The organism is Paenibacillus silagei, assembly GCF_017874735.1.
In the GTDB taxonomy this organism is placed as follows: Bacteria; Bacillota; Bacilli; order Paenibacillales; family Paenibacillaceae; genus Paenibacillus_AQ; species Paenibacillus_AQ silagei.
The window spans coordinates 37,931-50,466 of record NZ_JAGGLV010000004.1; the positions used below are offsets into that span (position 1 = coordinate 37,931).

Sequence of the window (12,536 nt, forward strand, 5' to 3'; positions counted from 1 at the left end):
TCGGTGAATCTATTCGCGCGAGGGCGGGCGAAATCCTGCTTCGGTCTGACAATCTGCCGTTAATTTCCGGTTCGGGGAGACCTGTAATTTCTTATATTGGCAGCAAAAGAAACTCATCTCTTAGATGAGTTTCCATGGCCCGCAGCGCTGAAGGTTGCATTCGCTTCCTTAATGACCGAGTCGGCAAGCGCGGCGAAATTATTCGGCTGTGCTTCAGCCGCAGAAGTCTGCTGCACTGAAGGCTGCTCCGCAGCCTCAGCAGGAAGCAGCTTCCAGTGTGCCAGAAATTCAATATTGCCTTCCCCGCCGGTAATGGGGGAATACGTCAGTCCTGCAAGCATGTAGCCCAGTTCGGCTGCCATGGACAGTACGTTTATCAGCACCTCCCGGTGAACAGCCGGTTCGCGCACAACTCCAGACTTGCCCACCTTCTCGCGCCCGGCTTCGAACTGCGGCTTAATCAGCGCAGCGATATCAGCAGGACGGTTCAGCAGCGCCATAAGCGGCGGCAGGATGATCTTCAGTGAAATGAAGGAGACATCGATACTTGCAAAGTCAGGTACCGGTCCCTTCAAATCGGGCGGGGTCATGTAACGGAAGTTGGTCTGCTCCATTACGGTTACCCGTTCATCATTACGCAGGCTCCAGTCAAGCTGGTTATGTCCCACATCGATCGCGTACACATGGGCCGCTCCGTTCTGAAGTGCACAATCGGTGAAGCCTCCTGTTGAGGAGCCGATATCCAGCATATTGCGGCCGGTCAGCTCGATGCCGAACTGCCGCAAGGCCTTCTCCAGCTTCAAGCCGCCGCGGCTGACATAGGGGTGCAGTGCTCCCTTGACTCTTAGAACAGAGCTGCGCAGCACTTTCATCCCCGGCTTTTCTATCCGTTCTTCGTTCGCAAGCACAAGCCCCGCCATAATGGCAGCCTTGGCCTTCTCCCGGCTGTCGTAGAAGCCTTGCTCCACTAACAGCACATCAATTCGTTCCTTAGGGTGTTCCATGTTCATCTCCCGATCACTTCGGTCCGCCTTCCGCCCCTGCCCTTACGAGGTGGAAGTTGACTTATAGGTATAAGTGCTAAGACCCTTCATTGACTTTATACGTGCGCACACGGCTTCAACGGTAAGGCCGGTTTCCTGGCGTTGCTCCTTAATCGACCCATGCTCGACGAAAATATCCGGCACGCCCATCAGGTGGACATGCGCATCATATATCTCATGCTCTGCAAAGAACTCCAGCACCGCACTGCCAAGGCTGCCGGCCTGGCTCGCTTCTTCCAGCACCACCATCCCTGTTCCGGCATGTGCCAGATCAAGCAGCATGGTGTTATCCAGCGGCTTCAGGAAGCGCGCATTCACCACACCGACCTGAATCCCTTCACGCTTGAGCACTTCTGCCGCCTCTTCAGCAACCTGAACCATCGGGCCGCAGGCAAGCACGGCATAATCCTCACCAGGACGCAGACGTTCCCAGGTGCCGATAGGCAGACTGTGCAGCTCAGCATCCATAGCCACACCCGTGCCGTTAATCCGCGGATAACGGTAAGCAATCGGTCCTTCATTATAGTCCAGCGCCGTCTTCATCATGTGGCGCAGCTCATTCTCATCCTTCGGCATCATAAGCACCATGTTCGGGATATGACGCATAAAAGCGATATCGTACACGCCCTGATGGGTCTCCCCGTCCGCGCCGACGAAGCCAGCACGGTCGATGGCGAACATAACATTGGCATTATGGCGGCAAATGTCATGAACGATCTGATCATAGGCACGCTGCATGAAGGTGGAATAGACGGCAAATACCGGCTTCATGCCTTCCATAGCCAAGGCCGCACATAATGTGGCAGCATGCTGCTCCGCAATCCCGACATCAATCATCCGGTCCGGGAATTCCTTGGCGAACGGGAAAAGTCCCGAGCCGCCCGGCATCGCCGGTGTGACTGCAATCAGCCGCTTGTCCTGATGCCCCAGCTCAATTAACGTCTGTCCGAAGACTTCCGTGTACATCGGATTGCCGACCGCTTGAAGCACCTGGCCAGATTCGATTTTGTAGGGGGAAATGCCGTGCCATTTATAGGAATCAACTTCCGCCGGTTTGTAGCCCTTGCCTTTGGTGGTAAGCACATGCACCAGCACAGGCCCAGATACATTATCCGCCTGATGGAAGGTGTCGATCATCTTCTCCAGATCATGGCCGTCCACGGGTCCCAGATAGGTAAATCCGAGTTCTTCAAACAGAACGCCGGGCACCAGCATGTTCTTCAGGCCATCCTTCACATTCTGCGCAGTCTTCGCCAGACGTCCGCCGATGGCCGGAATTTTCTTCAGCAGGCCTTCGACCTCGTCCTTGGCCCGCAGATAATGACGGTCTGAACGGATCTTGCTTAGATAGTTATGCATAGCCCCTACATTAGGAGCAATCGACATTTCATTATCATTAAGGATAACCATCAGCTTGCGGCCCTCATGTCCAATATGGTTCAAGGCTTCAAAAGCCATACCGCCGGTAAGGGCACCGTCGCCGATCACGGCAATTACCTTATTGTCCCCGCCCTTCAAATCACGGGCCATCGCCATACCCATGGCTGCGGACAAAGAGGTACTGCTGTGTCCGGCTTCCCAGACATCATGCTCGCTCTCTGTACGCTTGACGAAGCCGCATAATCCGCCGTGCTTGCGCAGTGAATCGAACCGGTCCTGGCGGCCGGTTAATATTTTGTGGACATACGCCTGATGCCCTACGTCATAAATCATTTTGTCCCGTGGACTGTCATAACAGTAATGCAGGGCCAGTGTAAGCTCCACGACGCCCAGATTGGATGCGAGATGCCCCCCTGTTACAGACAGCTTCTCGATCAGAAACTGGCGGATCTCCTCCGCAAGTGCAGCCAGTTCCCCGACTGATAGAGATTTAAGTTGCTGAGGATCATTTATTTGTGGAAGCAGCACGAGTATTCCCCGCTTTCCTAGATGTTGTAAAATATAAACCCCATTATAACACAAACGAAACGGCTGTCGAAACACAGCCGTTTGCGAAACTTCATTTAGTGATCGCGTGACATCAAATAATCGGCAATTTCCAGCAGCCGGGAAGGGTCCTGGAACCCACCCTCAAGGATCGCATGACGCGCTGCTGCGGTCAATTCCTTGACCTCCGCGCGCGAAGCTTCCAGCCCGATGAAATACGGATAGGTTACTTTTTGCTGCTTGATATCACTGCCGGTTTTTTTGCCCAGCTTGCTCTCATCGCCGATGAGGTCCAGAATATCATCCTGAATCTGGAAGGCCAAGCCAATCTGTGTGCCGAAGCGGCGCAGGGCTTCCAGCTGCTGCTCATTCGCACCGGCGATTCTGCCGCCCGCAAGCAAGGAGAAGATCATCAGATCGCCGGTCTTGTGCAGATGAATGTACTGAAGCTGCTGCAGATCGGTCATTCCCTGCTCGCCTTCCATATCAGCTACCTGACCGCCGACCATACCGCGCGGGCCGGCCATCTCGGCCAGATCCTCCACGATGGAGAGCACGCGCTCTGCCGGAACCCCATGCTTACGGGAGGCTTGTACCACACTGTAGAACGCATGGGTCAGCAGCGAATCCCCGGCCAGAATGGCCATCGCTTCCCCAAAGACCTTATGGTTCGTCAGCTTGCCGCGCCGGTAATCATCATTATCCATCGCCGGCAGATCGTCATGAATCAGAGAATAGGTATGCACCATTTCAATCGCTGCTGCTACAGGCAGCGCAGCTTCACGGCTGCCGCCCAGCGCCTCGCAGGCAGCGGTGACCAGCAGCGGCCGCAGGCGCTTACCACCAGCTTGCAGTGAGTATTCCATCGACTCTCTTAGGACCCGGGGGACGTCCCACTGCTCCGGTACAACCCCGCTGAGAGCAGCGGCAACCCAGCGGCTAACGTCTGCTATATATTCCTCCAGCGGTTCGCGGCCCTGCGCCGCTGCCGAACCGCCCGATGGCTCAAGCTCAGAATGACTCATCGCTATCGCCTTCCAGCCGGTTGCCGAATGGCTTCTTGCGAAGTTCGCCATCCTCCACAGTGATCATTTCAATTTTGCGTTCCACTTGCTCCAGCTTACTGCCGCATAGCTGCGAGAGCTTCATTCCCTGCTGGAATAAATCAATCGCCTTCTCCAGGGGAACGTCACCGTGTTCAAGCTCACGCACGATACCCTCCAGGCGCTCCATAGCTCCCTCAAAATCCAGTTCAGCTTCCTTCGCCATTCGCTTTGCCATCCTCCTTCATTCCCCATACGTGGCAGTTTAATTGTCCGTCATTAAGCTTTATGTTGACCACATCGCCAAGCTCTACTTCCTTCAGCGATTTGATTAAATGCTGTTCTTTCTCGTCATACACAAGGCTGTAGCCCCGTGACATGACCTTAAGCGGGCTGAGCGCATCCAGATGGCGCAGCTCTGCCCCGAACCGCGCGCGCTTATCTGCAAGGCGCGCCTGCATGGCCGCCGTCAGCTCACGGGTGAGGCCATCCGTGCGCCGGCGGGCAGCGCTGACGCTGCTAAGCGGATGGAAGCGCTGCAGGCTCTGGTGCAGCAGCGCGCTGCGCCCCTGCGCGCGGCTGTGCCTTGCCTCTGCTGCGCGGAGCAGGGCCGCGCGCAGCATGTCCAGCCGCTGCGCGTGCTGGGCCAGCTGCCGGCGGGGGCCGGCCAGCGCCAGCGAGCGCTGCAGCGCAGCGAGGCGTTCGCCGCCGCGCTGCGAGCGGCGCAGCAGCCCTTGGCGCAGCCGCTGCCGGGCCATGCGCAGCTGCCCGGCCAGCTCGGCTGCGCTCGGCACAGCGAGCTCCGCCGCTGCCGTAGGGGTGGCCGCCCGGAGATCGGCGGCGAAATCGGCGATCGTGAAGTCGGTCTCGTGGCCCACGGCCGAGATGACCGGAATCCCGGAGGCCGCAATCGCCCGGGCAACGGCCTCTTCATTGAAGGCCCACAGCTCCTCCAGGGAGCCGCCGCCGCGCCCGACGATCAGCACATCGGCCTCTCCCATGGCATTCAGGTTCTGTATCGCCTGTACAATGGACGGTCCAGCCCCCTTACCCTGAACTAGTACAGGGTGGAGTACAATCGCAACCTGCGGGTAGCGCCGCTGCAGGGTGATGATGATATCCCTCACAGCCGCTCCTGTCGGGGAGGTCACAACCCCGATGCAGCGCGGGAATTGCGGCAGCGGACGCTTGCGCTCCGCTGCGAACAGGCCTTCCTTCTCCAGCTTGCTCTTCAGCTGCTCGTAAGCCAGATACAGACTGCCGATTCCGTCAGGCTGCATATGCGTTGCATAGAACTGGTATTGCCCGTCCCGTTCATATACAGTCACATTTCCCCTGGCGATTACCTTCGTGCCTTCCTTCGGCACGAACGGCAGCCGCGAGTTATGCGAAGCGAACATGATGGCTTTGATCCGGCTGCTCTCATCCTTCAGCGTGAAGTACATATGCCCGCTTCCGTGATGGGTGAAATTCGAGATTTCACCGCGAATCCATACGTCGGACAGCAGCACATCCGAATCCAGCTTCATACGGATATATTTGTTAAGCTCCTTGATGGAGTAGATCTGCCGCTCTGCCGCCATAAGTCCGGCCTACTTCAGGCCGCGGCGGCGTTTGGCCGCGATCAGCGTGTTGCTCATCAGCATGGTGATGGTCATCGGTCCCACTCCGCCCGGCACCGGCGTAATGAACCCGGCCACTTCCCGGGCACTCTCATAATCGACATCGCCGGCAAGCTTTCCGGTATCCAGACGGTTCATGCCGACATCAATCACAATCGCACCCGGCTTCACGAACGAAGCATCGATGAAGTTGGCTCGTCCAATCGCTACCACCAGGATATCGGCCTGACGGCTAAGCTCAGCCATATTCGCTGTGCGCGAGTGGCACATGGTTACTGTGGCATTCTCCCGCTGTAACAGCAGGGATACAGGCTTGCCGACAATATTACTGCGGCCGATCACTACCGCATGCTTGCCGGAAATGTCCGTACCGGTCCGCTTGATCAGTTCAATGACCCCGGCAGGCGTGCAGGGAAGCAGACTGTCGTCCCCGATGACGAGGTTCCCCACATTGACCGGGTGGAAGCCGTCCACATCCTTCTCTACCGAGATCGCATCAATTACAGCCTTCTCCTCAATATGCTTCGGAAGCGGCAGCTGAACGAGGATGCCGTCAATATCACTGCGGCCGTTCAGGTCTGCCACCAGTGCCAGCAGCTCCTGCTGGGTGGTAGCGGCATCCAGCCGGTGCACCTCGGAATGGAAGCCCAGCTCAATACAGGACTTCTCCTTGTTGCGCACATAGACCTGGGAAGCCGGATCTTCACCGACCAGAACGACAGCCAGACCCGGCTTCACGCCGCGCTCTGCTAAATCTGCAACCTCCCGGGCAATCCCGATCCGAATGTCGTCCGATACCTGTTTACCGCTGATAATCGCTGCTGTCATGTAAAGTCTCTCCCCTATATGTCTATTGAAGGCTTATAAGCCTGTTACTGCCGCATGCTGCTCAACCTGAATCTGAAGCTGAAGCTGAACTACAGCTCAGCTCTAAGCGTGTCCACATCCTGAATCATTTTGCCGAGAACACCGTTTACGAATTTACCGGAATCCTCTGTGCCGAAATGCTTGGCCAGATCAATCGCCTCATTGACAGACACCTTGGCCGGCACATCGCTGGCGAAGATCATCTCGAAGGTAGCCAGACGCAGAATCTGACGGTCTACACGTGACAAGCGGCTCATCTGCCAGCCCTTGAGATAATGCTCCAGCATATCGTCAATCGCCATTTTGTGCTCCCACACGCCGTTGACATGCGTAACTACATATGCCTTCAGTTCAATCTCATCTGTAATAACGCGCTCGATTTCATTCTCATCTGCCGCTTCTTCAATCAGCATGTCAACCGCTTCGGTAACCTCTACATCGTTCATTTCCATCTGGTACAGGCTTTGTACAATAATTTCTCTCGCTAAACGTCTCTTCATGTGTTCCTCCTACGAACTAACCTCTTGTTTTGGTGTTACAGATTACAACGATTATAACCGGACCAGCTTCTATACTACATTTCCTCACATAAACAGCCGCATAGGCTGATATAGGAGCATTTATACCCTTAATTTTCTTAAAAAGCCCACTCCGGGCAATTTATATTGCCTTTTCAGCAAAAAACCGCGCAGCCTTTCTTCCGCAGGTCAGCAACTCAAAGTAACGGGTTCCAGGCTTCCGGGAGAAAGACTATCGCGGTTCATTTGAAGGGACGCCAGCGTCCGGACAGCCGCTCTGCGATCTCCTGCCATTGAAACAGGGGACCCTGCGCGGTATCCTTTCGTTTGCCGAACGTATATCCGATGAACACTACCAGTGCAAAGAACAGCATATCCCAAAAACCGCTAATCAGATAAATCAATCCGAGAAAGACACCGAAGGCAACTCCGGTAATTCTACCCCCGTGACTTTCCCATACTTCTCTCCAGGACATAAGGGAAACTCACCTCTATTCCACTCGACTTTTGAAGCTTGGTGCCTGTGTGAGGTTAGCAATGTATACAGACACATCTGCAACCGGAATTCCGGTTGTCTCCTGTACGAAATCATGCACCTGGCGCTGTACATCCGTAGTAAGCAGCGGCAGTGAATGCTCGCCGTCGACGACCGCCCGGATCATAATCTCAAGACCCGCCTGTGAGACACGGATGCGCGATTTCAGGTCGCGGATGCCCTTCACTTTGCCCGCAGCCTTCAGACTCAGGTTCTCAATGGTCTCCATTGAGATCTGAATATCCCCATACTCTGTACGCTGATCCACAGACGGCAGGGAAGCGCGGTCGCGGCGCAGGGAGATGTAGAAGAAGCGGATGCTCAGCAGGAACAGAATGACCGCCACCGAGATCGCAGCGATATAGACCGCCGGTCCGTCCGAAATCTCATACTTGTCCGGAATGACACCGCTTAAGAGGAGGATGGCAGTTACAGATAGTATTCCAATGCTTAAGCTGTACAGGAACAGCAGAAGCCTGTCCAGAATTTTGGCCACGAGTCTCACAACCTCCTTAAATTAAGGTAAACCCTCGACGCACTGTCGGGGGTTTATGGAAGAACTGAACCCTTACTTCACGCGGATAACCGCATCCGTGTCCTCGCTCTTGTCAATGCTTGTATTGCTTTTGAACTGCACATCATGGATATGAACGTTCACTTCCACAACGGTCAGACCGGTCATGGTTTCGATGGAACGCTTAACATTGCGCTGAATTTCAGCAGCCACTTCCGGAAGACGGTAGCCGTATTCGATAATTACGGACACATCCACCGCAGCCTCGCGCTGTCCAACCTCAACCTTAACCCCTTTGGACAGGTTCTTGCGTCCGAGAAGCTCCACGATTCCGCCGGCGAAACCGCCGCTCATTCCGGCCACACCTTTCACCTCAACGGTTGCCAAACCGGCGATAACCTCGATCACCTCTGGAGCGATCTGGATTTCACCGATTTCCGTACGTTCAAATTCTGTCGGCAATGTACTCATTTGGACTTCACACCTTTCCAGCAAAAAAGTTGTAGGGGCACTTCAAGCGGGCAGTACGCCTCTTATTAAACATACTATATCATTTGACGAACTTTATGACAAACCATGAGAAGCCGTCCTAAACTTCATACTCCTCAAGGAACTTGATATCGAAGTTCCCGTCCAAAAACACCGGATGCTCCAGCAGTCTCTGGTGGAATGAAATGGTGGTATGTATGCCCTCCACCGCAAATTCAGCCAGTGCACGCTTCATCTTGGCTATAGCCTCTTCCCGGGTCGGTGCCCAGACGATCAGCTTGGCAATCATGGAGTCATAAAAAGGTGAAATGGTATAGCCCGGATACGCCGCGCTGTCGACCCGCACCCCAAATCCGCCCGGTGGCAGATAGAAGCCGATTTTGCCCGGAGACGGCATGAAATTACGCTCAGGGTCCTCGGCATTAATGCGGCATTCAATCGACCAGCCGTTGATCACAATATCCTCCTGGGTGAAGGAGAGGGGATTACCTTCCGCTACTGAGATCATTTCCTTAATGAGATCGACGCCGGTGACCATCTCCGTTACCGGATGCTCCACCTGAATCCGTGTATTCATCTCCATGAAATAGAAATGTCCGTCAGGACCCAGCAGGAATTCCAGGGTACCTGCCCCCGAGTAATTAACCGCCAGTGCAGCCCGTACCGCCGCTTGGCCCATCGCATCGCGGACCTCCGGGGTAAGTACGGCGCAAGGCGCTTCTTCGATCAGCTTCTGGCGGCGGCGCTGCACAGAGCAGTCACGCTCGCCCAAGTGGACGACGTTGCCGTGATTATCGGCGATGATCTGAATCTCCACATGCTTCATGCCGGTCAGGAATTTCTCCAAATAGACTCCGGCGTTGCCGAAATTCTTCTGCGCTTCCTGCTGGGCAGCGGTAATCTGCTTCACCAGTGACTCTTCATCCTCGGCGATGCGGATGCCCTTGCCTCCGCCGCCTGCCGTAGCTTTGACGATAAGCGGGTACCCGATATCACGGCCGAGCATCACGGCTTCCTCTAAGTCACCGACAATCCCGTCCGAGCCCGGTATAATCGGAACTCCGGCCAGCTTCATCGTTTCTTTGGCAACAGCCTTGTCGCCCATCCGGGTAATCGCATCCGGAGACGGGCCGATGAAGGTAATGTTACAGGATTCACAGATCTCGGCGAAATCCGCGTTCTCGGCCAGGAAGCCATAGCCGGGGTGAATAGCATCGCATTCCGTCAGCGTGGCAACGCTCATAATATTAGTAAAGTTCAGATAGCTGTCCTTGGCGGGCATCGGTCCGATACAGTACGCCTCATCCGCAAGACGTACATGCAGGGAATCGCGGTCCGGCTCCGAATAGACAGCCACGGTGGCAATACCCAGCTCGCGGCAGGCCCGGATAATGCGGACCGCAATCTCGCCGCGGTTGGCAATCAACACTTTTTGAATGTTCATGCGTTTCCTCCCAAAGTTTAGCGAAGCTTGCAAGCTCCTCTTCATTCTCGCGGCAATTATTCCGCTCTCACCAGAAACAGCGGCTGACCGTATTCCACCAGTTGGCCGTTCTCAACCAGGACAGAGACAATCTCGCCCTTCACTTCGGCTTCCAGCTCATTCATCAGCTTCATCGCTTCAATGATGCAGACCGTAGATTTCTCATTCACCCGGTCTCCGACATTAACAAAGGAAGGCGTCTCCGGTGAAGCGGCACTATAGAAGGTCCCAACCATCGGCGAGACGATTTTATGTAATGCGCCTTCAGCGGAGGTTGCGGGCTGCTGCGCCGCAGCAGGAACTTCACTAACAGCCTGAGGGGCAATAATCTGCGGACTTTGCGGCTGCGGGGCTGGCGTAAAGGGGTAGGTATAAGGAGCCGCCTGAATTACTGTTCCTTCAGCTTCAGAGCGATCCGGTTTACGGATAGCCAGCTTCATACCTTCGCTTTCAATCTCCAGCTCGTGCACGGAGGAAGTCTGGTCCAGCAATTGAATCAATTCCTTAATCTCGCTTAACTTGAACATTGGGTAGTTCACTCCTTCAGCTTTCTCTCGAAGCCATTTTGGGACGCTGGCTGAGCAGGGTACGATATCCGTCCTGACAAGCATACCCATAACGCGGGTCTGCTCTGTAATTCTCTTGAATCGCTACCTTGTGTAACCGCTGCCTGCGTAATCTTCTTTTTCTATGCATCGATAACTTTATGTATTATATCACAAACGCTAGAAATGGAAAGAGCCTGGGACGCGCCCGGGCTCTTTCGGCATTTTATTCTATTTTCCCTGATTTTATTCAGCCGGCTTACTGCTCCGAGACGTATTGGACCTTAATCTTGTCCTGGGTAACGCTCAGTTCCTTCATTACAAAATCCACGATGCCGACCGCCTGCTTCACATCCAGCTTATCGCTAAGCACCACGATCGTGTAGGCATCACCGGCTTCTTCTTTCACAATGGCCTCACCGTATTTTTGTTGAAGCTTCTCTTCAATCCCAGTGATCTTGGACTCTTTCTCTTCCAGCTTGCTGAGCTGCTCCTGGGCTGCTGCATTCTCAGCCGGTGTCTTATCCATATCGTTAATCAGCGCCAGCAGATCATTGTGATCCTTCAGGTTCTTCTGTTCGCGTTCGTACAGGTAGTTCGTGAACAGGCTGCTCGCCGATACGCTCTGCGAAGCAACTTCATCCAGAATCGCCTCGTCGTCCTTTGCCGGAGTCTTGTCTACAGCGGCTGACGTATCCTTGCTGTCTTTGCTGTCCTTAGTATCCTTGGCATCCTTGGTGTCCTTATTTTCCTTGGTATCCTTGCTGCCAGCCGTATCCTTGCCTTTATCAGCCGTAGTAGTGGCCGCCTTGTCCGTTGCAGCAGTTGTATCCTTGGCAGTGTTACTGCTGTCAGCAACCACACTGCTGTCATCTATCACGGCCGGAGTCGTGCTGTCATCCGTTGCCACTGTCGATGCCGCTTCATCCTTGGTGGTCTTGCTGCTGTCATCCACGGTTCCTACTGCAATTCCTTTGTCCGTGCTGACCTCTTTGATGACAAGTCCGCTGTCCAGCGTAGTCGCGGTTCCGCCGCCCGTTCCGTCTTTTATAGTGTCCACCTGGATGCTGCCTGCGGTTTCTTTGGGGATGGGAGCCCCCGTATCTTCCGTGAACAGATAATATGCAGAGAGCACTACCATCAAACTGAGCATAGAAACCAGCCAAATCGTTTGTCTTTTGCCCTTCATTGTTTATACCTCCTATAATTTTGTTGCCAGCCCTCTTGTCGTCTCTGAGTCGTGTGCATCGTACAAGCCTCTTCTGTTAAAGCATATGCCGGGGTTGCCGGAGACATGCCTATTCCTGCTTGCGCGGGACAACAGAAATCCGGTAGACCGGTACGTTAAGCCCTTTTTCAACCGCCTGCTCAATCAGACTGCGCACGACCTTGTTCTCTGCCCCTTTGGCGACCACCAGCACTCCCCGTACCTGAGGCTTCACCCGCTTGGTGATGATCGGAGCCTCGTTCCCTGACTGGCTGTAAGTGACGATCTGGCCGTCCCTGGTGTACTGTGTGGTATGGCGTTTACCGCCGCTGGCATCTGTTTCTTCACTTTGCTGCTGCGAGTCGTTCATATTGCGCTGCACGATAATCTCCTCTGTGGAATCTACGGTGACCATGATATCCACAGTACCGACCCCCACGATTTTCTCCAGAATCTCCTTCGTGCGGTTCTCCATCGCCAGTTCGATGCTGTCAAAAGAATTCGCGCTCCCGGTCTCCTGCTGCAGGACTGTCTGCGAGGTCCCGCTGTCCGGCGGTTCACGCCCTGTGTTCTCGTTGTCCAGCTTCTTCACATTCACGAAGGAGTTGAACAGCATAATTGCAACACCCAGCAGGCCGATAATGATCAGCCAGCGGAAGGTGTGGCTGCGCTTCGGGCTGCCGCCCCCGCCACCGGCCCACTGCTCCAGCTTTTTCAGCCAATTGCCCATTGATTTCCCTCCTT

At 54.8% G+C, this 12,536-nt stretch carries 14 protein-coding genes; all 14 read right to left on the reverse strand.

All coding sequences use genetic code 11. The features are described 5' to 3' along the window. Window positions 1–113: 113 nt before the first annotated feature. On the reverse strand, window positions 114–1,004 hold the full coding sequence (locus J2Z70_RS07535) for a TlyA family RNA methyltransferase (protein WP_209871726.1): 891 nt from the start codon (window positions 1,002–1,004) through the stop codon (window positions 114–116). Window positions 1,005–1,046: 42 nt separating this feature from the next. Next, a complete protein-coding gene (gene dxs / locus J2Z70_RS07540; RefSeq protein ID WP_036731946.1) occupies window positions 1,047–2,951 on the reverse strand; it encodes a 1-deoxy-D-xylulose-5-phosphate synthase in 1,905 nt (634 codons plus the stop codon). Window positions 2,952–3,046: 95 nt separating this feature from the next. Continuing rightward, complete coding sequence (locus tag J2Z70_RS07545) at window positions 3,047–3,994, reverse strand: polyprenyl synthetase family protein (RefSeq protein ID WP_209871149.1); 948 nt, start codon at window positions 3,992–3,994, stop codon at window positions 3,047–3,049. Continuing rightward, window positions 3,981–4,238 (reverse strand): exodeoxyribonuclease VII small subunit, encoded by a 258-nt coding sequence (gene xseB / locus J2Z70_RS07550; RefSeq protein WP_036731943.1) that lies wholly within the window; start codon window positions 4,236–4,238, stop codon window positions 3,981–3,983. The genes J2Z70_RS07545 and xseB overlap by 14 nt, the downstream gene beginning before the upstream one ends. Continuing rightward, window positions 4,222–5,595, reverse strand: coding sequence for an exodeoxyribonuclease VII large subunit (gene xseA, locus J2Z70_RS07555; protein WP_209871152.1), 1,374 nt, complete (start codon window positions 5,593–5,595; stop codon window positions 4,222–4,224). Before xseA ends, xseB begins: the two co-directional genes overlap by 17 nt. Before the next feature lie 9 nt (window positions 5,596–5,604). Next, complete coding sequence (folD, locus tag J2Z70_RS07560; protein WP_036698383.1) at window positions 5,605–6,462, reverse strand: bifunctional methylenetetrahydrofolate dehydrogenase/methenyltetrahydrofolate cyclohydrolase FolD; 858 nt, start codon at window positions 6,460–6,462, stop codon at window positions 5,605–5,607. 89 nt (window positions 6,463–6,551) lie between these two features. After that, window positions 6,552–7,001, reverse strand: coding sequence for a transcription antitermination factor NusB (nusB, locus tag J2Z70_RS07565; protein ID WP_209871155.1), 450 nt, complete (start codon window positions 6,999–7,001; stop codon window positions 6,552–6,554). Between the two features lie 260 nt (window positions 7,002–7,261). Beyond that, entirely contained in the window at window positions 7,262–7,495 is a 234-nt protein-coding gene (locus J2Z70_RS07570) for a DUF2273 domain-containing protein (protein ID WP_036698387.1), read from the reverse strand. A gap of 15 nt (window positions 7,496–7,510) precedes the next feature. Continuing rightward, window positions 7,511–8,050, reverse strand: coding sequence for an alkaline shock response membrane anchor protein AmaP (gene amaP, locus J2Z70_RS07575; protein ID WP_036698389.1), 540 nt, complete (start codon window positions 8,048–8,050; stop codon window positions 7,511–7,513). A gap of 72 nt (window positions 8,051–8,122) precedes the next feature. Then, window positions 8,123–8,539, reverse strand: coding sequence for an Asp23/Gls24 family envelope stress response protein (locus J2Z70_RS07580; RefSeq protein ID WP_036698392.1), 417 nt, complete (start codon window positions 8,537–8,539; stop codon window positions 8,123–8,125). 118 nt (window positions 8,540–8,657) lie between these two features. Then, a complete protein-coding gene (gene accC, locus J2Z70_RS07585; protein WP_036731935.1) occupies window positions 8,658–10,001 on the reverse strand; it encodes an acetyl-CoA carboxylase biotin carboxylase subunit in 1,344 nt (447 codons plus the stop codon). 56 nt (window positions 10,002–10,057) lie between these two features. Continuing rightward, a complete protein-coding gene (gene accB / locus J2Z70_RS07590; protein WP_036698397.1) occupies window positions 10,058–10,567 on the reverse strand; it encodes an acetyl-CoA carboxylase biotin carboxyl carrier protein in 510 nt (169 codons plus the stop codon). A 277-nt stretch (window positions 10,568–10,844) separates the two neighbouring features. Then, a complete protein-coding gene (locus J2Z70_RS07595) occupies window positions 10,845–11,774 on the reverse strand; it encodes a SpoIIIAH-like family protein (RefSeq protein WP_036731932.1) in 930 nt (309 codons plus the stop codon). A 109-nt stretch (window positions 11,775–11,883) separates the two neighbouring features. Next, entirely contained in the window at window positions 11,884–12,522 is a 639-nt protein-coding gene (spoIIIAG, locus tag J2Z70_RS07600) for a stage III sporulation protein AG (RefSeq protein WP_209871158.1), read from the reverse strand. Window positions 12,523–12,536 lie beyond the last annotated feature (14 nt).